Origin of the sequence: Nocardioides sp., from assembly GCF_044226765.1 — a bacterium.
GTDB lineage: Bacteria > Actinomycetota > Actinomycetes > Propionibacteriales > Nocardioidaceae > Nocardioides.
Genome location: NZ_JBGAGJ010000003.1, coordinates 39,729 through 61,686, shown reverse-complemented (window position 1 = coordinate 61,686; position 21,958 = coordinate 39,729). Strand labels below are relative to the sequence as shown.

At 73.3% G+C, this 21,958-nt stretch carries 18 protein-coding genes; 7 read left to right on the top strand and 11 right to left on the bottom strand.

What is annotated here, in order from left to right; translation table 11 throughout:
• The first annotated feature begins 186 nt into the window (after window positions 1–186).
• On the top strand, window positions 187–2,544 hold the full coding sequence (locus ACILRH_RS07890; protein ID WP_395692181.1) for a DUF11 domain-containing protein: 2,358 nt from the start codon (window positions 187–189) through the stop codon (window positions 2,542–2,544).
• A 4-nt stretch (window positions 2,545–2,548) separates the two neighbouring features.
• Here ACILRH_RS07890 and ACILRH_RS07885 read toward each other — a convergent pair whose 3' ends face one another.
• Both ACILRH_RS07885 and ACILRH_RS07880 read right to left on the bottom strand, forming a co-directional pair.
• Window positions 2,549–3,511 carry a bile acid:sodium symporter family protein gene (locus ACILRH_RS07885; protein WP_395692179.1) on the bottom strand — a complete coding sequence of 321 codons (963 nt, stop codon included), beginning with the start codon at window positions 3,509–3,511 and terminating at the stop codon, window positions 2,549–2,551.
• Between the two features lie 45 nt (window positions 3,512–3,556).
• Complete coding sequence (locus ACILRH_RS07880; RefSeq protein WP_395692177.1) at window positions 3,557–5,155, bottom strand: hypothetical protein; 1,599 nt, start codon at window positions 5,153–5,155, stop codon at window positions 3,557–3,559.
• Window positions 5,156–5,281: 126 nt separating this feature from the next.
• On the opposite strand from ACILRH_RS07880, the gene ACILRH_RS07875 reads away from it, so the two are divergent.
• Window positions 5,282–6,397, top strand: coding sequence for an acyltransferase family protein (locus ACILRH_RS07875; RefSeq protein ID WP_395692176.1), 1,116 nt, complete (start codon window positions 5,282–5,284; stop codon window positions 6,395–6,397).
• On the opposite strand, the gene ACILRH_RS07870 is transcribed toward ACILRH_RS07875, so the two are convergent.
• Genes ACILRH_RS07870 through ACILRH_RS07845 form a run of 6 tightly spaced genes read right to left on the bottom strand, consistent with a single transcriptional unit; the run spans window position 6,348 to window position 13,538 of the window.
• Window positions 6,348–7,529: a CDP-glycerol glycerophosphotransferase family protein gene (locus ACILRH_RS07870; RefSeq protein WP_395692174.1), complete on the bottom strand. Its 1,182-nt coding sequence runs from the start codon at window positions 7,527–7,529 to the stop codon at window positions 6,348–6,350. The two genes, ACILRH_RS07875 and ACILRH_RS07870, sit on opposite strands and share 50 nt — an antisense overlap.
• On the bottom strand, window positions 7,526–8,812 hold the full coding sequence (locus tag ACILRH_RS07865) for a lipopolysaccharide biosynthesis protein (RefSeq protein ID WP_395692172.1): 1,287 nt from the start codon (window positions 8,810–8,812) through the stop codon (window positions 7,526–7,528). The genes ACILRH_RS07870 and ACILRH_RS07865 overlap by 4 nt, the downstream gene beginning before the upstream one ends.
• On the bottom strand, window positions 8,809–11,097 hold the full coding sequence (locus tag ACILRH_RS07860; protein WP_395692171.1) for a hypothetical protein: 2,289 nt from the start codon (window positions 11,095–11,097) through the stop codon (window positions 8,809–8,811). The genes ACILRH_RS07865 and ACILRH_RS07860 overlap by 4 nt, the downstream gene beginning before the upstream one ends.
• Window positions 11,090–11,986 (bottom strand): hypothetical protein, encoded by an 897-nt coding sequence (locus ACILRH_RS07855; protein ID WP_395692170.1) that lies wholly within the window; start codon window positions 11,984–11,986, stop codon window positions 11,090–11,092. The genes ACILRH_RS07860 and ACILRH_RS07855 overlap by 8 nt, the downstream gene beginning before the upstream one ends.
• Window positions 11,983–13,086 carry a glycosyltransferase family 4 protein gene (locus ACILRH_RS07850; protein ID WP_395692169.1) on the bottom strand — a complete coding sequence of 368 codons (1,104 nt, stop codon included), beginning with the start codon at window positions 13,084–13,086 and terminating at the stop codon, window positions 11,983–11,985. The genes ACILRH_RS07855 and ACILRH_RS07850 overlap by 4 nt, the downstream gene beginning before the upstream one ends.
• A complete protein-coding gene (locus tag ACILRH_RS07845) occupies window positions 13,083–13,538 on the bottom strand; it encodes a hypothetical protein (protein ID WP_395692167.1) in 456 nt (151 codons plus the stop codon). The genes ACILRH_RS07850 and ACILRH_RS07845 overlap by 4 nt, the downstream gene beginning before the upstream one ends.
• A 53-nt stretch (window positions 13,539–13,591) precedes the next feature.
• Between ACILRH_RS07845 and ACILRH_RS07840 the strand changes: the two genes are divergently transcribed.
• From ACILRH_RS07840 to ACILRH_RS07830, 3 genes are all read left to right on the top strand, one after another.
• Complete coding sequence (locus tag ACILRH_RS07840) at window positions 13,592–14,716, top strand: glycosyltransferase family 4 protein (RefSeq protein WP_395692165.1); 1,125 nt, start codon at window positions 13,592–13,594, stop codon at window positions 14,714–14,716.
• Window positions 14,717–15,152: 436 nt separating this feature from the next.
• Window positions 15,153–16,265 carry an IS110 family transposase gene (locus ACILRH_RS07835; RefSeq protein WP_395692163.1) on the top strand — a complete coding sequence of 371 codons (1,113 nt, stop codon included), beginning with the start codon at window positions 15,153–15,155 and terminating at the stop codon, window positions 16,263–16,265.
• Entirely contained in the window at window positions 16,255–17,142 is an 888-nt protein-coding gene (locus tag ACILRH_RS07830) for a glycosyltransferase family 2 protein (RefSeq protein WP_395692162.1), read from the top strand. The genes ACILRH_RS07835 and ACILRH_RS07830 overlap by 11 nt, the downstream gene beginning before the upstream one ends.
• A gap of 73 nt (window positions 17,143–17,215) precedes the next feature.
• On the opposite strand, the gene ACILRH_RS07825 is transcribed toward ACILRH_RS07830, so the two are convergent.
• Entirely contained in the window at window positions 17,216–17,644 is a 429-nt protein-coding gene (locus tag ACILRH_RS07825) for an Hsp20/alpha crystallin family protein (RefSeq protein WP_395692160.1), read from the bottom strand.
• Between the two features lie 102 nt (window positions 17,645–17,746).
• Here ACILRH_RS07825 and ACILRH_RS07820 point away from each other — a divergent pair, with 102 nt between their 5' ends.
• Entirely contained in the window at window positions 17,747–18,040 is a 294-nt protein-coding gene (locus tag ACILRH_RS07820; protein ID WP_395692159.1) for a MerR family transcriptional regulator, read from the top strand.
• 164 nt (window positions 18,041–18,204) lie between these two features.
• Here the strand turns inward: ACILRH_RS07820 and ACILRH_RS07815 are convergent, their stop codons facing one another.
• Window positions 18,205–19,188 (bottom strand): histone-like nucleoid-structuring protein Lsr2, encoded by a 984-nt coding sequence (locus tag ACILRH_RS07815; RefSeq protein ID WP_395692158.1) that lies wholly within the window; start codon window positions 19,186–19,188, stop codon window positions 18,205–18,207.
• 358 nt (window positions 19,189–19,546) lie between these two features.
• Window positions 19,547–20,983, bottom strand: coding sequence for an amino acid permease (locus ACILRH_RS07810; RefSeq protein ID WP_395692156.1), 1,437 nt, complete (start codon window positions 20,981–20,983; stop codon window positions 19,547–19,549).
• A 79-nt stretch (window positions 20,984–21,062) separates the two neighbouring features.
• Between ACILRH_RS07810 and ACILRH_RS07805 the strand changes: the two genes are divergently transcribed.
• Window positions 21,063–21,956, top strand: coding sequence for a DUF1295 domain-containing protein (locus tag ACILRH_RS07805; protein WP_395692154.1), 894 nt, complete (start codon window positions 21,063–21,065; stop codon window positions 21,954–21,956).
• Window positions 21,957–21,958 lie beyond the last annotated feature (2 nt).

Genomic DNA, 21,958 nt, shown 5'->3' with positions numbered 1-21,958 from the left:
CTACCCCTTCCTGGGCGCGACCGGGCGGGTCTCCCCGGCGCTACCGTCGAGTGAGCCGCGGACCGGAGGGTTCCACGCACCGGGGGGGTGCGCACGGGCCGCGGCAAGGGGGGATCGGCTGTGTCCACGCCGGTGGGCACCGCGGCGCGCCGCGGTGCGGTCAGGCTTGCCCGGAGCATCGTGCCAGTGGGCGTCGTCCTGGTGGCGGCGCTGACGCTCTCGCTCGTCGCGCTCGTGCCGACCGCGGGACCGGCCTCCGCCGGCAGCGGCAAGGACCCCGCCGGCAACAACGGCACCGTCAAGGTCGCCGAGCTCGGCGACATGGACGCCCCGCCCGACAACGACCCGCACGTCGGCTGCACCTTCACCGTCGAGTGGTACGGCTTCGACGAGGGCGCCGACATCATCTCGCACGTCCGGTTCGAGTCCTGGGCCCCGACCGCCGACGCCGTCCTCGACGTGAAGGGCCCCTCCGAGGTCTTCGTCGGCGGCGACCCGGCCAGTGGCGCCGGGACGCCGACCGGTCTCGACGGCCGCGAGGTCTACACGCTGACCTTCCACGGCGAGCCGCAGCCGAAGCAGGGCTTCCACGTGAAGCTGACCGTGGACACCCCGGGCTCCCAAGGAGCCGACAAGAAGAGCAAGGTCTTCTGGGTCGACGGCTGCCAGGCGCAGCCGCCGAAGGAGCCGGCGATCCACCTGGAGAAGCGGGTCACCGACGCCTCCGGCGACGGCGTCGCCACCCTCGGTGAGGAGCTCACCTACTCGATGACCGTCTCCAACACCGGGAGCACGGTCCTGGAGAAGGTCACCGTCACCGACAAGATGCTGGGCCTCGACGGTGCGCTGTGCGCCGAGAAGCTGGCACCCGGTGAGTCGACGACCTGCCCGTTGCTGCCCGCGCTGACGCACGCGGTGACCGCCGAGGAGGTCGAGGCCGGTTCGGTCACCAACGTCGCGACCGCCTCCGGCACGCCGCCGGGTGACAAGCCGGTCTCGGACGCCGACGACGCGACGATCGAGACCGAGGACGACGCTCCCCTGCCGGCCGACCTGGCGCTCACCAAGACCGCCGACGTGTCGATCGTGGCGCCCGGCGACAAGGTCACCTACACGCTGCGCGCCACCAACGCGGGACCCGGCGTCGCCCGCGACGTCGTCGTGACGGACGTGCTGCCGAAGGGCACGACCTACGTCTCCGGCAGCGCCGGCTGCTCGGCCGCCGGTGGCACCGTGACGTGCCTGCTCGGTGACGTCGAGGCCGGCAAGGACGCGAGCGCGCGCATCACCGTGCTCGTCGACGCGCTGCCGAGCTCGATCACCGGGCACGACCACCAGCTCGACGTCACCAAGATCGAGAGCCACCTCTCGGTGCTGGCCGGCCAGACCGGGTCCGCGACCACCCAGTGCCCCGGCGGCTACCTGGCCACCGACGGCAGCGTCCGCCTCGACCACGTCGACCAGGGCACCGGCACCTTCGACGACGCCATGGTCCTGCGCTCGCAGGCCACCGCCGACGGACGCGGCTGGACCGGCACGGTCCGCAACGACACCACCGGCCAGCTCCAGGCCAAGGTCAACGTCGTGTGCACCAGCGACCACACCGTCTCCGGCGAGGACCACTCCCACCCGGTCGTCATCTCCGACTCGTTGACGACGACCCGGACGTTCGCGACCGGGGAGCACGGCGTCGACCTCGCCTGCGGCGCGGGCACGATCGCGATCACCCCGGGCTTCGACTTCCTCTCCGGTGACGGCACCGTGACCAGCCGGCCGATCGACGGTGGCCGGCACTTCACCGTCCGCACCGAGCACGACGGGCAGGTCACGCTGACCGCCCGCTGCCTGCGCACGACGCTGGGCTTCGTGCGCGACCACACCCACCAGCTCGCCGTCACCGAGTTGACGGGGTCGGCGGTGGTCCCGGCCCAGGGCACGATCGAGCGCAGCCTGACCTGCCGCAACGGCGCGAAGGGCATCGTCGCCTGGGTGGACTACTCCGGCGACCCGCTCGGCACCGACCCCCAGCCGGTCACCCGCCTCTTCCGCTTCTACAACCCGTCCGACGCCGCTCTGCCGGTCTCCTACGGGCTCACCTGCATCGACGTGCGCACCTCGGCGGGCAACCAGGGCTCGCGCGACATCGAGAACACCGCACGGGTGTCGACCAGCAGCGAGGACACGGCGTCGTACGACGACGTGGCCACCGCCACCGTGTCGGTGACGCCGACCGGGGTCCGGCCGGAGGGCTCGGCGGTCGTCTCCGACGGTCCCCGGCCGGCCGTGCTGCTGGCCGTCGACGCCGACCTGCGGCGGACCGTCGCCTTCTCGGTGGTCGCCACGCGTCGCGTGCCGGGCACCGAGGTGCGCCGCGGCACCGTGCTGGCGACCTCGACGGTGCGGCTCGCCGGCCACGGCACGACCGTGCGGCTGCCTGCGACCGCCCAGGCGCGAGCCGCCCTGGCCGGTGACCGGGTGCACGAGGCCCGGCTGGTGCTGCGCACCGCCCGGGCGACGCAGATCCGCACCGTGCACCTGCGCTGAGCGCTCACCCGTCCGGCGTGGGTCCGCCGACCGCCACCGTCTCCCCCGCTCGGATCGAGGCGCGACGCCACCACGTCGAGAGCAGCAGGCCGGTGAACGAGTCCCACATGCCCCACAGGGCGGCGACGACCGCGACCCCGCCCAGGTCACCGAAGAACCCGAGAGCGAGGACGACCGACAGCCCGGTGTTGCGCACGCCGAGCTCGAACGTCATCGCCCGGACGCTGGGCACCGGCAGCCGCAGCGACCGCCCGGTCAGGTTCCCGACTGCGAGGGAGACGGCGTTCTGCACGATGATCGCGATCGCCACCACGCCCGCGTAGTCGCGGAAGGTCTGGAGCTGTCCGGCGAGGGCCCCCACGACGATGAGCAGGAGCAGGACCAGCGCGCCGGGCTCGACGACGGGCCGCGCCCGCTCGGCGAATCTCGGGAACCGCCACGAGACCAGGAGCCCGGCAGAGAACGGCACGCCGATCAGGAGCGCGATCTCGAGCACCATCTCCCAGGGGTCGATCGAGACGTCGCGCATCAGCGCGTCCGCCGAGCTGTTCAGCCCGGTCCAGAACGCCACGGCGATGGGGGTGAGCACCAGGGCCACGACGTTCGAGGCCGTCGTCAACGAGATCGAGAGCGCGACGTCACCGCGGGCGCGGTAGGTGAAGATGTTGGACAGGTTCCCGGCGGGACAGCAGACCACCAGGATCATGCCGATCGCCACGGAGCCGCGCACGTCCAGCGCGTGGGTGAGCAGCACCGTCAGCGCCGGCATGACGACGAACTGGGCGACCAGGCCGACCGCGATCGGCAGCGGCCGGCGCACGACGTACCCCAGGTCCTCGAACCGGACGTCCAGGGCGACCCCGAAGAGGAACAGGGCGATGATGATCTTCATCGCGAGCTGCAGCCCGCCGTTGATCTCGATGTGCAGCTGGTCGATGTCGCCCGCCAGCGCCGTGATCCCCACCACGGTCGACAGCATCGACCACCGGGGTCCGGTTCCGCACGGGAATCGTCATCCCGGGACGACGCGCACGACGACCGCTCGCGAGGACCCGTCCCGACCGGTGGTCCGGACCCGGAACGCGTAGCGCCGGCCGTCGCGCAGCCCCCGGTCGCGCAGCGAGCGGGCTCCCGGACGCAGCCGCCAGCGCTCGTCGGGGCCCGGGCCGGTGCGCACGACCTGGAAGCCGGTGACGCGCGCGGACGTCGGCGGCAGCCGCCACGACAGCACCGCGCGGCCCGGACCCGGGCGGGCGGAGACGCCCGTCGGCGCGGGTGGGCGGACCGGGTCGACCGTGATCGCGACGACCTGACCACCGAGTCGCAGCGGCAGCGTCGTGCCGACCCGGGAGGCCACCGCGCGCGGCCCGTCGGTGGGTCGGTGGACCGTCAGCCGGTGGCTGGTCGCGAACCTCAGCGTCACCGCGGCGGAGGTGACGGTCAACGGCGTCTGCTCCTGCGGGTCGAAGACCCGGACGTCGCGCCACAGCAGCAGCACGAACCGACCGTCGCGCCGCTGGGTCAGCAGGTAGCGGGCGTCCGTCGGCAGCCCGTCGGCGGTCACGGCGAGCCGGCCGGGTGTGAACGTCGGCCCCGGGTCCGCCAGGAGCGCGAGCAGGCTCCGCATCGCCGTGTACGCCGGCTTGGGGCTCAGGTCGTGGCGCAGCAGCCCGAAGTGCGCCTCGGTGTCCGTCGCGCCGGGGTCGTCGAAGGAGTCGATCAGCTCGTAGGAGTACACCCGCCGCTCGCCGGCCAGGACGTGGTCGAGCAGCAGCCGCGGCAGGTAGGTGGCCGAGACGTCCTCGGGCACGGGCAGGTGGTGGCCCGAGCCGTTGACCGCGTTGGTGTAGCCGGCCTCGGTCGTGACGAGCGGCGCGGTCGGGACGACCGTCCGGACCGCCTGGGTGATCTGACCGATGACCGCCGACGGCTCGTAGCCGCCGGGGTACATGTGCGCGTTGGCGAGGTCGCTCCAGGCCGACAGGTCGCCGAGGTCGGCGTAGCTCCAGGAGAACGCGAGGGCCGGTGCCAGCACCGGGATGCCGGCGGTGGCCGGTTCGGCACGGGCCGCCGTGAAGAGGTCACGCTGCCAGGCGGTCACCTCGGCGGGCCAGTGGTCGCCGCCGCCGAACAGGTCCCACTCGTTGGCGCCCTCGAGGGCGTCGACCGAGCCGACGGGCAGGTGGTCGGCCACGGTCTCGACGTACTCGGTCGGGGTCGCACCCGTGCCGGGGCGGCCCATGATCAGGTCGAAGCCGATGCCGCGGGCGGCGACCGCGCGGATCGCGCGGTACTCCCGTGGCGCGTCGAGGTAGAGGTCGTCGCGGACGTGGCGCACCCCGAGGTCGCTCAGCGCGTCGGCCACGGCCTGGTAGTCCAGGTAGGGGGTGTCGAGGAAGTTGAGGTGGATGCCGACGCCGTACGCGTCGACGACCGAGCCCGAGCGGACCGCCGGCAGCGCGACGATCCGTCCCGCCCGGAGCGTCGGACCGGCGGCGGGCCGACGCGGCCCGACGGCGTCTGCCGCGGCGGGCGGCGTCGCCACGAGCGACGCGCCGAGCGCGGCGACGATCAGGGCGGCAGCCGTGAGGACCGCCGTGACGGCAGCCATGTCGGCAGCGGGGCGCAGGCTCCTGCGGTGGTGCGACACCGTTCTCCCTCCACGGCCAGCGCAGCGCTGGTCCGTACCTCCCCGTGCCCCGCATAACGGACGTCCGGTGGTCGTCGTTACGCGCACGTGGGAGAGACGGCGCGGTTCGCCTACCTTGACGGGATCCGGGCCGTCGCGATCGCTGCGGTCCTCGCCCTGCACTGGGTGAGCTGGTACGTCCCGCTGTTCCACGGCGGCTCGATCGGGGTCGACGTCTTCTTCGTGCTCAGCGGCTTCATCATCACCACGCTGCTGTGGCGCCCGGAGCAGGCCGGCTACCGGGCGTTCGTCCACCGCCGCGTGCTCCGTCTCTACCCCGCCCTCGTCGGCCTGGTCGCCGGCTCCGTCGTCCTCTACGCCGCCGTGCCGTGGGCGCCCGCGGGTCCGGTCGAGGTCGCCCGCCGCGGCGTCCTGGTCCTGACCCAGGCGTCGTCGGTGTGGGCGACCGACCAGTCCGGCAGCCTCTGGCTGCCCGGTCTGCAACCCTTCGGCCAGACCTGGTCACTGGCCGTCGAGTGGTACTTCTACCTGCTCTGGCCGCTGCTCGTCCTGCTCGCCCGCCGGCGCGGCTGGAGCGCCGCTCGCCTGGCCCGGCTCACCGCCGTCGCCGTGGTCGCGCTCTACCTGGTTGCGCTGCCGCTCCCGACGTTCCCCTTCTACTTCGGCCCGCTCGCCCGCTTCGCCGAGCTGCTCGCCGGCGGGGCGCTCGCGCTGCACCTGAGCGCGGGGGCGCGACCCACCAGCCGCGGCGGGCTCCCCGCGTCGGTCGCGCTCGCCGCCATCGCGGCGTACGCCCTGCTCGGCGCCGACGGGCACAGCCCCGTCTACGGGTTCGTCGGCATCCCGGTCGGCGTCGCAGCCACCCTCGTGCTGGTCCACCACGGGTACGCCGGCGGTGCCGGCCCCACCCGCTCCCCGGTGCACCGCCTGCTCAGCCACCCCGCAGTGGCCGCGGTCGGCCGGTGCAGCTACAGCCTCTACCTGTGGCACGTCGTGCCGTTCCTCCTGCTCGAGGACGCCCCGGCACCGCGGCTGGTCCTGGGGCCGATCGCGGTGGCGGCCGCCGTCGGCCTGACCTGGCTGAGCTTCCGGTGGCTCGAGCGCCCGTTCCTGCGCGGCCGGAGCGACGCGCTGCGACCGGCGGCCGCCGGCCTCACGTCCGGGAGCCGGGCGGCAGCACCCCGGCCGCGACCAGCGCGCTGACCAGGTCGTCCGCCGCGGACCGCGACCGCTGCAGGCCGATGCGCTCGGCGACCTCGTGGCGCCGCGCCGCCCCCAGCCGGCCGTCGGCGTCGAGGTCGGCGAGCAGCTCCACGAAGGGGCGGTCGGTGGGGTCCACCACCTCGCCGGGCACCCAGTCCAGCACGTCGGGCGGGTGGAGCGGCCGGTCGTAGGTGTCGCGGTCCGGCACCAGGAAGGCCAGCGGCCGGTCGAGCAGCAGGTAGTCCACCCACACGCTGGAGTAGTCGGTGACCAGGCCGGCCGAGGCGCCGAGCAGGCCGTAGATCGTGACGCCGGCGGCGACGAGGTCCGGCTCCTCGACCACCACCGCGCCGGGCCACCGGCGCCGGTCGGCGTCCATCGGGTGCGGCTTCACGACCAGCTGCAGCCCGCGCTCGCGCAGCCGCGCGAGCAGCTCCGGCACCAGCGCGGCCAGGCCGTCGTCCGCCTCGTCCGCCACCGTGCCGACCACCTGCACGGCACCGACGGGGCGGGGCCGCCGGAAGGTCGGCATCCAGACCACGAAGGGACCGGTGATGCCGAGCCGCTCGAGCCGGTCGGCCGGGGGCGGGTCCCAGAGCCGGTCGGTGCGCGGGTTGCCGGTGAGCAGCACCCGTTCGGGCCGGACGCCGAAGAGCGAGGCCTGCCAGGGCGAGAACAGCCGCGTGCTCCCGACGAACCAGGTGCTCGCGATCAGCGCCCCGACCCCGCGACCGGGGGTGACGTCCTTCGGGCCATCGCCGTGCCAGAGGTTGACGACGGGCTTGCGGGCGACCGGGCGCGGACTGCCGTAGAGGCCGTGGGTGAACAGCACCGCCTCGGCACGCAGGTAGGCCCACAGCCCCCGCAGGCTCGCCTTCGGCACGAGCACCAGGTCCTGCGCCGCGAGGACGGCGACCTCGGCCGGGACCGGCCCCCGGTCGCGCAGCCACACCACGCGGCCGGCGTACCCCCGCAGCAGGGCGGCCGCGGTCTCGACGCCGTTGCCCTCGGTCTCGGGGCTGGCCGAGACGACGACCGAGTGGCTCTGCGGGACGACGTGAGACAGCGCGCGCAGGACGACCCGCAGGGTGTGGAGGACGACCGTCAGGGCACCGTTGCGCACCGTCGTCACGCGGGCTCCATCTCCTGGACCGGCACCGGGGCGTCGTCGTCGAACGGCACCACGGTCGCGGTCAGCAGCCACCCGAGCGCGCCCCCGACAGCGTGGCCGATGCCCCAGGCCGCGGCCACCCAGGCCGTGCCGTGCCCGGCCAGGGCGGCCGCCAGCACCAGCATCACGACGGTGCTCACCACCTGGGTCCCGATCATCGCGGCGAGGTGCCCGGCCAGGCGCAGCCGCATCATCCCCCAGTAGTTGAAGGCCGCGCCCACGCAGGCGAGCGCCAGCACCCGCAGGGTGGCGGTGCCGGTGCTCGCGTAGTGGTCGCCGAAGATGGCCAGCAGCCACGGCGCGAGCACCACCATCGCCACGCACCCGACGAGGGACCCGGCGAGCAGCAGCAGACCACTGCGTCGTACGACGGCGTGCCGGTCGGTCCGCGCCCGCTCGACCTCGGCGTAGGTGAGGTTGGCGACCGCGAGCACGACCGCGTTGAGCAGTGCGGCGACCTGGAAGCCGATGAACCAGGTGCCCGCCCGCGCCGAGCCGAGCGCGTTGACCACGATCAGCGGGAAGACCAGCAGCGGCAGCACGGTCAGCACGTAGGTGACGTAGCCGGCGGCGGCGAAGCCCCGGTTGGCCAGCAGCTCGGGCGACGGGGTGGGCCGGCGCGGGCCCGGCAGGCCACGCAGGATCACCACGATGCTGGCGACGGCGCACGCGCCGACCGCCAGGCCGACCGAGCCGTAGAGGCCGAACGCCCCGGCCCCCGCCAGGAGGAACGGCAGCCCGATCTTGAGCGCGCCGAGGAGCACCCCGTTGAGCCGCAGGTAGGCCCAGACCCGGTCCAGCGCCAGGAACACGCTGTCGGTGAGCACGTTGAGGGCGGTCAGCGCGACCAGCACCGCGAACACGAGGACCGGGACCGGCGAGGACAGCACCTCCCCCAGCCGGGGCGACACGACCGGCAGCAGCAGCGCGTAGCCCAGGGCGAACGCCGCCCCGGCGGAGGCGACCACCAGCGCGGCGGTCACCACGTCGGCGGCGCGCCGGGTGCTGGCCGGCAGCGTGCGGACGATCGCGATGTTGAGACCCAGCTGGGCGAACAGCGCCAGGGCGTCGCCGGCCGCGACCAGCGAGCCGGCCAGCCCGACGTCCTCGGCCGGCGCCAGCCGGGCCGCGACCACCCAGAAGACCGCGCCGGAGCCGGCCATCAGCATCGTGGTCGCGAAGACCAGCACGGAGTTGCCGAGCAGCCGGCTGCCGGTCCTGGACCGTGTCGTGGGGTGATTCATCGGTAGACCCGGGCCTGGGGGGCGTCGAAGAGCAGGTCGAGCCGTCGGTCGACGCTCTCGAGCGGGTAGCGGTAGGTCAGCAGGTCGCCGGTCCAGAAGACCGTCGACTCCCCCCGGTCGAGCACCTGGCCGTCGACGAGGACGTAGGAGTCGCGCGACAGCAGGGTGGGGTAGAGCCGGTCCGCCACCGGCGCCCGGTTGAGGCTGAGGCCGAGCAGCCGCACGTCGAGGTTGCGATTGGCGATGAGCCGCTCGTTGGTGCGGTCGGCGTGGTCGACGGCACCGAGCCACCGCAGCCCCTGCATCTCGGAGTCGGTGACGTAGAAGCGGTCGTAGTAGGTGCCGGCGTTCGCCAGCGCGATCCGCTGCTGGGTGCCGGCCAGCACCACCAGCAGCAGGACCGGCACGACCGCGGCCAGGAACCGCCGACGGACCACCAGCCACATCCCGGCGGCCAGCACCGGGGCGACGACCAGCAGCGTCTGCTGGAAGGCCCGCAGCACGCCGTAGTCGACCGACAGGTTGGGCACCAGCACGATCAGACCCAGCGCCGCCATCGACCCCCACACCAGGAGCGCGACCTCCCGCGGCAGCGGGTCGCCGTCGTCGGTGAGCCGGCGCCGGCGCAGCAGCCGCACCAGGCCGAGCAGGAGGAAGCCCTCCATGACCACCGCGCAGAGCGCCTTGACCGGGGTGGACGGCTGGGTGCGGACCTCCGGCGCGAGCTCGGCCGGACCGGGGCGTGGGATGACCCGCAGCGCCGGGGGGATCTGCTCGCGGCGGTAGTCGAGCGTGGCCTGCACGAAGGAGTGCATCCGCTGCTCGGGCGTGGTGCGGTCGCCCAGGAGCCGGCCGAGCACGAAGTACGAGGTGTCCGACGACCCCGGCCCGGACCCGTGGCCCGTGATCGAGCGGATCGTGTCGCCGAGGACCTCGCGGGCGTGGCCGCCGGTGTGGGTCACCGGCCCGGCCCAGGCCAGCGTGGCGGCGAGGAGCCCGGCGACCACCGCCGGGTGCAGCAGCACCAGGGGTTCGCGGGGCTCAGGCTCCTGCGGGTGGTCGCCGCGGCGCCGCCGGACCAGGGCGAGCACACCCACCCCGACCAGGGCCGCCACGAGCGCCATCAGCAGGACGTACGTCGTGGAGTAGTGCGACAGCACGATCCCGGACGAGAGCGCGAGCACGAGCACCCGGGCGCGTCGCGGCGGGAGCGCCTCGGTCGCGGCGAGCAGCACCAGCGCGAGGAAGAAGAACGCGACCTCCTGGCGCACCAGGTAGGGCATGTCGGTGAAGAAGGTCGGGAACGCGACCGTCAGCACCGCCGCAGCGACGGCGAGGTGGCGCGGGACGAAGCGGCGCGCGAACAGGTAGGTGAGCACGGGCACGGTCGCGAAGAGCAGCTGCAGCAGGACCGTGAGGACGACCGGCCCCGGGAGACCGGTCGTCTGGGCCAGCACGGTCGGGAGGACGGTCACCGACAGGCAGGCGTTGTAGGCACTGGGCAGCGCGCCCATCGACCAGCTCTGCGCATGGTCGGTGAGCGAGAACGCGAGGTACTCGGCCTGGATGTCGTGGCCGGTGACCTGCCAGCCGCGCAGCGACGTCGCGAGCAGCAGACCGGCGGACACCAGGCCGATCACCCAGCCGTCCACCACCACCTGGTCCCGGGCGGACGGGCGCCCGAGCAGCAGCGCGAGCAGCGCGGCACCCGAGACGACGACCGCGGCCACCGCCACGGCTCCCGAAGCGCCGTTGTTCAGACGGACCGCGCCGGCGACCGACAGCACCAGCGCGGCAGCGGCCAACGTCGGAGCTGTCTCGAACCGGGCCGCGAGCAGCCGGCGACCGGCCCGGCGCACCTCGTTGCGGGTCACGAGCGGCACGTTCGCGCGCCGTCGCAACAGGGCCACGTCGACCACCAGCCACGCGGCCGCGAGCGGCGCCGGCGCGAGCGGCCGGTCGACGCCGACCCAGGGCAGCGCGGTGTCGAGCACCAGGCCACCCACCAGCAGCCCGAGCACGGCGAGCCCGAGCGCGTAGGGCAGCCGGTGGCGCAGGCCGTCCGGCAGGCCGCGGCGCTGCAGCACCAGCGTCGGCAGCGCCACGAAGGTCACCAGCGCGACCGCCGGGCGCAGCACCGGCACCGGCAGGTCCAGGGCGACGACCAGCTGGGCGGCGACCAGCGCGACCAGCGGCAGCAGCCGCCCGCGCGGGCGCCGCGGCACCGGGGTGATGTCCACGGAGACCGGCTCGACCGGGTCGAGCACGGCGGTGTCGTCACGCACGGCCGACCTCGGGGCTGCGCTCGGATCCGGGCTCAGGGTCGTCGACCGGCGTGCCCCAGCGCGACAGCGGCAGGTCGGTGGCCTCCGGCCACCGCAGCAGCACCCGCTCGTGGATGGCGATCATCCGCTGGAGGAGCTCGTGGGGCGAGGCGTGGTCGGCCGGGTCCAGCGGCTCGTGGAGGCGGACCAGCGGCCCCTCGTCGTCCTCCTCCGAGGTCAGGACGACGACCGGGGCGCCGGAGTCGCAGGCCAGCCGGGCCGCACCGAAGGAGCCGAGCACCCGACGGCCGGCCAGGGTCACGGGGGTGCGGCCGGGCACGTCCGAGGCGATCGCGACCACCTGGCCGCGGCGCAGCAGGTCCAGCAGGCCGTCGGTGCCGACCGCCGAGCTGACCGCGGTGCCGCCGTTGGCGGTCCCGATCCGCACGTGCTGCTGGAGCCACACCGGGGCCTCGGGCCCCAGCATGTAGGGGTGCACCACCATGTGTGCGGGCACGCCGAGCCGCGCGATCGAGGGGAACGCGCCGTCGTAGTAGCCGTGGTGGACGAAGTTGAGGACGACCCCGCGGCCGGCGAAGCGGGCCCCACGCAGGAACCCGAGGCCGTCGACGCGCAGGCTGGTCAACAGCTCCGGGTGCCACCGCAGCTCGCCGCGCCGGGCCTGGTAGCGCACGTAGGCACGGGCCACCCGGTCGACCTCGGCGTCGAGCCCGGCCGCGGGGCGGGTGTGCTCGAGCAGGAAGCGCATCTGGGCGCGGGCGTCCTCGCGGACCGAGGCGCGCCGCCACGCCAGCCGGGTGCGCGCGGCGACCAGCGCCGGCAGCAGCGCGGTGGGCACCCGGCTGCGGACGCTCGCGGCGAGCCGCTCAGCCCTCCGGTCGACGGTCATGCGACTCCCTCCACGACCGCCGGCCCGGCGGCCTGCGCGACGACGTCCTCGAGCACGGCGAGCCGGTCGGCCACCCGGCTCCCCCAGTCCCAGCGCGAGGTCTCGACGACCGGCGGGTCGGTGAGCACGGCCGCCAGGGCCGCAGCGAGGGCGGTCGGGTCGCCGGGTGGCACCAGGCGGCCGTCGACCCCGTCTCGCACCACGAACGGGATGCCGCCGACCGCGGACCCCACCACCGGGCAGCCACAGGCGAGCGCCTCGGCCAGGGTCATCCCGAAGGACTCCGCCTCGGTGAGCGAGGGCAGCACGGTGACGCCCGCCCGGCGGTAGCAGGCGGGCAGCTCGGCGTGCGGACGGGAGCCGTGCCAGGTGACCAGGTCGGCGACGCCGAGGGCTGCGGCCCGCGACTGCAGGGTCCGCACGTCGTCGCCGTCACCCACCACGTCCAGCCGGACGCCGGGCACCAGGTCGCGTAGCAGCGCCAGGGCGTCGAGCAGCACGTGCAGGCCCTTCCACCGCGAGGTCCGCTCGACGCGGCCGACGTAGAGCACGCTCCTCGACCTCGGCTCGGACCCGGGCGAGAACGTCGCCTCGTCGACACCCGGCGGGATCAGCCGCGCCCGGCCGGTCGCCTGGGCCAGCGACACCGGCGAGACCGCGACGAGCGCGGCGCACCGGTCGAAGACGCGGGGCAGCACCCGCCGCTCGTAGGCCCGCAGCAGCCGGTCGACGCGACCACCCTTGGCCAGCGAGCCGGCGTGGTAGGTGAGCACCACCGGGGCCGGGGAGAGGTACGCAGCGAGGTCGGCCAGGCCGGGCACCGGGGCGTGCGCGTCGACGACATCGACCCCCCGCAGGTGCCGGCGCAGCTGCCAGGCCCACAGCGGGTTGACCGGCGTGTTGGAGACGGTCCACCAGGTGCCCAGCCGCACGACCGGCACGCCGTCGTACGTCATGTGGCGGGTGCGCCGCGAGCGGCCGGTCGTGACGACGCGGACGTCGTGGCCGGCGTCGCGCAGGGTCCGGACCACCCAGGCTGCGTACTGCTCCACGCCGCCGGGGTCGGGAGGGAACCGGGGCGTGACCACGGCGACCCTCATCGCGGCGCCGTCCGGTCGCCACCGCACCGGGCGTGCACGACGCGACCGGCCTCGGGGAGGCGGACCACCACCGGCCAGGTGCGGGCGTGCGGCCGCGGCAGCACCCGGGTCACCCGGGTGACCTCCCCGGGGCGGGTGGCCACCGTCCCGGTGTGCCGGTGCGGGCCGACCGTGAGGACGTAGCGCAGGACCTGGTCGCCGGCGAGCTCGCTGCCGACGTCGAAGGCGACGCGCACCCCTGCCGCCCTCCCGGAGCGGTCGGGTCCGCACGGCGCCACGGTGCCGGCCGGTGTCGGAGCGAACGCGAGCGCGACGTACTCCTGCTGCTGGTGGGTCGCCGAGAGCGCGAGCTGGTCGCGCACCCCGGGCACGAGCAGGGCGAGCGCCGCCACCGTCCCGGCGCCGAGCGCGGAGACGGGAACGACACGTCGGTACCAGCCCTCCCCAGCCACGTCACCCCAACGCGAGGGGTGTCGGGCTGGTTACGCACCGGCATACTCCCCGCGTGACCCTGTCTAATCCACCGGCGCGGCTGCTCCACGTCGCCCACCAGGTGCTGCCGCACCTCGGCGGCCTGGAGACCGTGGTCGGCGCGGAGACCCGCGCGCTGGTCGCGCGGGGGTGGCAGGTGGCGGTGGTCAGCAGCGCGGGGACCGTCGGCCCCGGCACCCGGGTGGAGGACGGAGTCCGGACGGTGCGGGTGCGCGCGTGGAACGGGTTCGAGGAGCGCTTCGGCGTCCCGTTCCCGCTCCTCTCCCCCCGGCTCGTGCCCGCCGTGGCGCGCGAGGTGCGCCGCGCCGACGTGGTGCACGTGCACGACGTCCTCTACGTCAGCAGCTGGGTCGCGGCCGTGTGGTGCGTGCTGCTGCGCACGCCGTACGTCGTGCACCGCCACGTGGGCTTCGTCCACCACTCCTCGGCGCTGGTGCGGCTCGTGCAGCGCGTCGTGCTGGGCACCGCCGGGCGGTTCGTGCTCGCGCACGCCGCTGCCGTGCTGGCGATCGACGAGCACGTGGCGACCGGGCTCGACCGGGTCGGTCCGCCGGTGGAGGTGCTCGGCAACGGCGTGGACACCGAGCGCTACCGGCCCTCCGAGCTCGCCTCCGGCGACGGCCGGCGCGAGCGGCCGGTCGTGCTGTTCGTCGGGCGGTTCGTCCCCAAGAAGGGCTTCGACGTCGTGGCCGCCGCGGCGTCGGACGACTACGAGATCGTCTTCGCGGGCGGCGACCGTCCTCCCGGGGTCGACGACCCGCGGCTGCGCTTCCTGGGCCCGGTCCCGGCAGCGGACATGCCGGCGGTGTACGCCGGCGCCGACGTCATGGTGGTCGCCTCGGTCGGCGAGTGCCCGCTGACGGTGCTCGAGGCGATGGCATCCGGGCTGCCCGTGGTGCTGCGCGAGGACCCGGCGCTGCACTCCCCCTGGACCGCCTGCGACGGGGTCCGCTTCGTCGACATGGCGGCGGGCGACCTGGGCCGCACGCTGCGCGAGCTGGTCGCCGACCCGGCGACGATGCAGCGGATGGGGGCCGCCGGCCGGGCGCACGTCGCGACGGCGTACTCCTGGGACGCCCACGTCGACCGGCTGGCGGATGTCTACCGGCGCGTAACCCGCGGTTCGCTCCCCCGTTAGCGAGGTCAATGGCGATCTCGGGACCATCGACCAGGTCAGGGGACCGCTATGTCTTGGACTGAGACGCACCAGCAGACCGGGTGGGCCGAGCGCTACCGAGTCGCGGCGATCGTCCCGTGCCACAACGAGCAGGCCGCGGTGGCCACCGTCGTGGCGGACCTGCGCGCGGCGGTCCCCGGCATCACCGTCTACGTCTACGACTGTGAGCAGAATCGGGGGCTGCCTGGCCGGGGTCTGACCCTTGCTTACGACTGGCCGCGGTGCCTTGGCGTTGATCTGTCGGCGCCGGTCAGGTGGCGATCAACGCACATACCGGCTGGCCGGGAGGGCGGTGACCGAATAGGGGCCTGATCGCCAAACCCGACCTCATCACAGTCCTGTCCTACCCGCCCGACCAGCTGGCTTCGACCACCCAGCCAGACCAGGAAGGGCAGCCATGACCAGCATGACCGTCGGACCCACCGAGCAGGTAGTCAGCCGGCAGATCATCATCGGTGTCGACACCCACAAGTACGCGCACGTCGCGGTCGCCTTGGATCACCTCGGCGCACGGATCGCTGCGCAGCATGTCGCTGCGAACCGCGAGGGCTACGCGCAACTCGAGGCCTGGGCAGCCTCGTTGGCCGGTAACGGTCGAGTGCTCGCCTACGGCGTCGAGGGCACCGGCAGCTATGGCGTCGGCCTGGCCAGCTTCCTGCGCCGCGCCGGGCACCGCGTCATCGAGGTCAACCGTGGTGACCGGCGCAGTCGCCGCAGCAACGGCAAGAGCGACAGTCTCGACGCCGAGGCGGCCGCGCGGGCGGTGCTCGGTGGCCAAGCAAAGGCGATCCCGAAGTCAGCCGACGGGACCGCTGAGATGATCCGGCAGATCAAGATCGCCCGGGACACCGCACGCAAGGCAAGGACCAGTGCGATTGTCACGCTCAAGGCGCTCATCGTCACCGCCCCCGCGGACCTGCGCGAGCACCTCGCCGGGACGTCCGACAAGGTGCTCATCGATCGCTGCGCTTCATTGCGTCCGGGTGCGGTTACCTCACCCACTGCGAGCGCGAAGCACGCGCTGCGAACGCTCGCGAAGCGCTACCAAGCGCTAGCCGCCGAGATCCGCGATCACGACACGATCCTCGACGACCTCACCCGCGCCCACGCACCGACACTGCGGGAGGGGCTGGGCATCGGCGCTGACACCGCAGCCGAGGTGCTCATCGTCTTCGGCGACAACCCAGAACGTGTCCATTCCGAAGCTGCCTTCGCCAAGCTCTGCGGCACCAGCCCGGTCCCAGCCTCATCAGGCATGACGAACCGGCACCGACTTTCACGAGCTGGCCACCGCGAAGCGAACGCCGCCCTCTACCGAGCCGTGATCGTCAGGATGCGGTTCCACCAGCCGACGATCGACTACGTCGCCCGACGCACCGCCGAGGGGTTGTCGAAACGCGACGTCATCCGCTGCTTGAAGCGCTACCTCGCCCGCGAGGTCTACCAAGCCGTGATGACCGACCACCGCGCCCGGCAGGTGGATGCGTCCCAACGGAGTCTTGACCTATAGGGGCGTCAACGCCAGCACCGACCGCACCGTCGAGCTGGCCCTCGAGGCGGGGGCGACGGTCTGCAGCGAGCCGCTCAAGGGCAAGGGCAACGTCGTGCGGCGCGCTTTCGCCGACATCGACGCCGACATCTACCTGCTCATCGACGGCGACGACACCTACGACGCCGCGGCCGCGCCCGCGATGATCGAGCGGCTCGTCACCGAGAACCTCGACCAGGTCGTCGGCGTCCGGCGCGGCTCGGCCTACCGCGCCGGGCACCTGCTGGGCAACCGGGTGCTCAACCGCATCGTGTGCGGGATCTTCGGCGACACGATGGGCGACATGCTCTCGGGCTACCGGGTCTTCTCGCGGCGGTTCGTGAAGAGCTTCCCGGCGGTGTCGCGGGAGTTCGAGATCGAGACCGAGCTGACCGTGCACTCGCTCGCCCTGCGGATCCCGTCGGCCACGGTCGACGTCGACTTCCGTGACCGCGCCGAGGGCTCGGAGTCCAAGCTGCGGACCTACCGCGACGGCTGGAAGATCCTCAACGTCATCCTCACCCTCACCCGCCACGAGCGGCCGATGCACTTCTTCGGCATGCTGTCGGCGGGACTCGGCGCGCTCGCCACCCTGCTCGCCGTCCCGGTGTTCCTGGCCTACCTGGACACGGGCATGGTCTGGCGGCTGCCAACGCTGGTGGTCGCCGGCTTCCTGGTCATGGTCGCGTGCCTGCTGCTCGTCACGGGCCTGGTCATCGACGGCACCCGCAAGTCCCGCCACGAGGCGAGCCGGCTGGCCTACATGCGGCACCCGGCGGTGCGCGGCACCTACGTCCGCGACCCGGCGTACGCCGGCGACCTCACGCTGCCCGTCGTCCCCTCGCCCCGCTCGGGCTGAGCCGGACGCCGGCACCCTCCCGGGTGGGGAGGACGCCGGCGCGGTGGACTGGGCTTCGTCCGGCTCGGTGGCCTCAGCCCTGGATCGCGGTGTGCTCGGAGGAGCCGACGCCCGAGATCTCGATCTTGCGCGGCTTGGCCTTCTCGGCGACCGGGACGACGAGCCGCAGCACGCCGTCGGCGTAGCCGGCCTCGATGCGGTCGAGGTCGAGGTTGTCGCCGAGCACGAGCTGGCGGCTGAAGACACCGCGCGGCCGCTCGGAGGCCAGCGCCTCCCAGTCGCCGTTGCGGGCGACCCGCTCGGCGCGGACGGTCAGCACGTTGCGCTCGACGTCGATGTCGATGCTCTCGGCGGAGACGCCGGGCAGGTCGAGCTCGATCACGAACCGGTCACCCTCGCGCCAGGCGTCCATCGGCATCACCGCGGGACGGTTGGTGGTGCCGAAGACCTGCTGGGTCAGCCGGTCGAAGTCCCGGAACGGGTCGGTGGTGCGCAGCAACATCGGGGAGTCCTCCTGGTTCTCTGCCGGGGGCCGCGAGGGGCCCGGATCTGTATTGCTGGTTACGGTTTTGTTGTAGCGCAAGTGTGAGGCAGAATCAAGACCGTGACGCCCCCTCCCGTCCCGCGTTCCCGCGGGGTCTTCGCGATCTCGGTCGCCGCCGACATGGTGTCGATGGAGATCCAGAACCTGCGCGTCTACGAGCGTCGCGGGCTCCTCGAGCCCGACCGGACGGCCGGTGGCACCCGTCTCTACAGCGCCGACGACATCGACCGCCTCCACCGGATCCGCGAGCTGCTCGCCGACGGTCTCAACCTCGCCGGCATCGCCCGGGTGCTGCAGCTCGAGGACCGGGTGCGCCGGCTCGAGGCGCAGGTCGAGCGGCTCCGCCGGAGCTGAGAGGCCGCGGTCTGAGTGTGCTCCCGCTTCCTCAGGCGCCGCAGGTTCATCAAGGGATGCAGGTCAACCGGCACCTCCGGCGGCGTGCCCACCACGGGAAGTGCCGGTTCACCAACGGACCATGATGAAACTGAAGGCGGCAGTGATCCGGCAGCCCGCACCCGTCAATGCCCTGTCGGCGGGTCGTGGGCGCGCAGGAAGGCCTCGCGGACCTCGCCGGAGACCCGGCCGCGGTCGGAGACCGCCAGCCCCTGTGCCTGCGCCCAGGCCCTGACCTCCGCGGCGGTCGGCTCTCGGGGCGCGAGCGGGGCCGCCGCCGGGAGGTCGGCGAAGTACGCCGTCGCCGGCTCCTCGTGATCCGCAGCGGCCAGAGCGGCCCCGAGGAAGCGGTAGGTCCACTCCTGGGCGAGCTTCCTGGTCTCGCAGAACACGATCGGCACCTGCGGGAAGCGGACCTGGCACTCGGCGAGCCCCTCGGCGATCACGGCCGGACGCACGACCTCGTGGCGGAACACCTGGGAGTAGCGGTCCTCGACCACCACCGCCGCGTGCGGCACCGACGCGAGGGCCGCCAGCTGGAACTTCAGCTTCCCCGTCGTCAGCGAGCTGACCAGGTCGCCGAGGTTCTTCCGCTCGACCGCGCCCACGACCTCACCTCCTCGCAGCACCGCGTAGTCGCCGGCGGCCAAGCGCGCCCGCGTGGTCTCGACCTGGTGGTCGCGGAACGACCACGCATAGCGCTCCTGGGTGTCGACGACGATGTCGACGCGCGGCAGGCCGCTGGCCCGAGCGGTCGGTGTGCGAACCGCCGGACGAGCCTGCTTGGTGGTGCGGGCCGTCTGCCAGAAGATCACCTGCCGACCCCCGCGCACGAAGGACATCACGAACTGCGACCGGTTCTCCCGGCCCCGGTCGAGCACCAGGTCGATCGACGCACCGCGGCGGACACAGGCGCGGGTGGGCACGCGCTCGACGATCTCCGCGTCAGCCGGCCACTCCTCCATCCGGTGGCAGTAGACCTTGCTGGTGCGCGGCCACGTCTCGCGAGCCTTCAGCAGGATCCCGCGCTCGCCGTACGGCACCCGCAAGATGTACGGCAGCGACGTGCCTTCCTCCGGGTTGCGCGCGATCACGAAGTCGTCGGGCACTGCTGGAGTCTCGCAGATCAGGCGGCTCCTGCACCCGGCTGAGCGATCCGCCGACACAGGTCGGACGCCGGACCGACGAGCTTGTGGGAAAGGGCGAGCAGGTCATCCGGGTCGCTCGCCGCGAGCTCCTCGTCCCCACGGTCGAGGAGGAGCGGGTGCACGAGCGCCGCTTGTCACGCCCGCAGTGGCAGGTCCGCGGGTCGCCGCAGGTTCATCAAGGGGATGCAGGTGAACCCGCACCTCCCCCGGCGTGCCCGCCATGGGAAGTGCAGGTTCACCAACAGACCATGATGAAGCTGCGGCGGGAGTGATCAGAGCGACAACGGCCCGCCCCAGGACAGACAGAGCCCACACACCCTCAGGCGGTGTCCTTGGTCTGCACGACCTCGCCGTGCCCGAGCTTGCTGTGCCGGTAGCCGTAGCCGGCGTAGATGAGCACGCCGAGCAGGAACCACACGGCGAACCGCACCCAGGTGGCCGGCTGCAGCTGGGTGATCAGCCACAGCGAGAAGCCGATGCCGAGCAACGGGGTGAACGGCATCAGCGGTGTGCGGAAGGTCCGCGGGAGGTCCGGAGCGCGGTAGCGCAGCACGATCACCGCCGCCGACACGACGACGAACGCGAGCAGGATGCCGATGTTGGTCAGCTCCGCGGCGTCCCCGATCGACACGAACCCGGCGATGCCCGCCGCGACGACGCCGACGATCCAGACCGGCCGGCTCGGCGAGTGGTGCTCGTTGGTGCGCGCGAACCACGCCGGCAGCAGCCCGTCGCGGCTGATGGCGTACCAGATCCGCGAGGCCCCCAGCGTGAACGAGAAGAGCACGGTGATGATCCCGACGATCGCACCGACGGCGACCACCTTGGCGAAACCGCCCAGCCCGACGCTCTCGAACGCCGCGCTGAACGCGGCCGTGTCGGAGAGGTCGGTGTACTTCACCATCCCCGTCAGCACCGTCGCGGCGAGCAGGTAGAGCACCATCGCGATCGCCAGCGACAAGATGATCGCCTTGGGCAGGTTGCGCTCGGCCTCCTTGGACTCCTCGGCCGCCGTGCTCATCGCGTCGTAGCCGAACACCGCGAAGAAGACGGTTGCCGCGCCGGTCGCCGCGCCGCTGAGTCCGTAGGGGAAGTACGGCGTCAGGTTGCTCGTGTCGACGAAGAAGACGCCGACCACGACGACCGCCAGCACGATCGCGATCTTGACCCCGACCAGCCAGGTCTCGATCCGCACGCTGGTGCGGATGCCGCGGTTGAGCAGCCAGGCGACCCCGAGGCACAGCAGGACCGCGAAGAGGTCGATCCGGTGGCCGTCCCCGGTGCCGGGCGCGCCCAGCATCCAGGCCGGCAGGTCGAGTCCGACGGCGTCGGCGAGGAACGCGATGTACTGCGAGACGCCGATCGCGACGACGGCGACGATGGCGGTGTACTCCAGCAGCAGGTCCCAGCCGATGAACCAGCCGACCGCCTCGCCGAGCACGGCGTAGCCGTAGGTGTACGCCGACCCCGACGACGGGATCAGCCCGCCGAACTCGGCGTACGACAGCGCGGCGCACGCGCTGGCCACGCCGGCGATGAGGAACGAGAACGTCACCGCCGGTCCGGCGTCGTTCTTCGCGACCGGCCCGGCGAGCGCGAAGATCCCGGCGCCGATGATCGCCCCGAGGCCGATCGCGGTCAGCTGCCACAGGCCGATGCTGCGCTCCAGCCCGCCGTCCCCCACGGACTCCACCGGCTTGCGCCGGAGGATGCCGCTGCGTGCCGTGACCCGACGAGACGACTCCTGATCGACCATGCGCATCCTTACCCCGCAGCGATCCCGCGCATTCGGCCGCCGGTGCGCTCGCGGGCCGCTACGGTCGGGGCCCGGGGAGATGGGGACCGGGCAGGAGCAGGCGGGCAGGGGCGTCTCGCTGGCGCACGTCCTGCTGGCGTACGTCGTCGCGTTCGGTCTGGGGCTGGCCTGGCTGACCTGGGGCCCGAGCACCGGCGCCCTGTGGGCGGACGGGCTCGTCGCCGACGTGATCGCGACGGTCGTCGTCTTCGCGTTCAGCCGGTTCCACCACAACTCCAGCTTCTACGACCCCTACTGGAGCGTGCTGCCGCCGGCGCTCGCCCTCTACTGGTGGGCGGTCAGCGACCCGGACCCCGTGCGCGCCTGGCTGGTGATGGGCGTGATCCTGGTCTGGTCGGTGCGGCTGACCGGCAACTGGATCTACACGTGGCCGGGCCTGCACCACGAGGACTGGCGCTACGGGATGCTCCGGGAGGGCCGCAGTCCCGCGATGGCGTTCCTGGTCGACTTCTTCGGCATCCACCTGGTCCCGACCCTGCAGGTGTTCCTCGGCATGGTGCCGATCTACGTCGCGGTCACCCGCCCCGGGCGGCCGGTGGGCTGGCTGGACGCGCTCGCGGTGGTGGTGGGACTCGGGGCCGCGGCCATCGAGCTGGTCGCCGACACCCAGCTGCACCGCTTCGCGCGCACCCGCACGCCCGGCCACGTGATGGACAGCGGGCTCTGGGGGTGGTCGCGCCACCCCAACTACTTCGGTGAGGTGACCTTCTGGTTCGCCCTCGCGATCTTCGGCCTGGCGACCTCGCCCTCGGACTGGTGGTGGGTCTTCGTCGGTGCGGTCGCGATGGTCGGGCTCTTCGAGGGCATCAGCATCCCGATGATGGAGAAGCGCAGCCTGGAGCGCCGGCCGACGTACCAGGACGTGATCGACCGCGTGCCGCGGCTGGTCCCGCGCCCCCCGCGACGCGGGTGAGA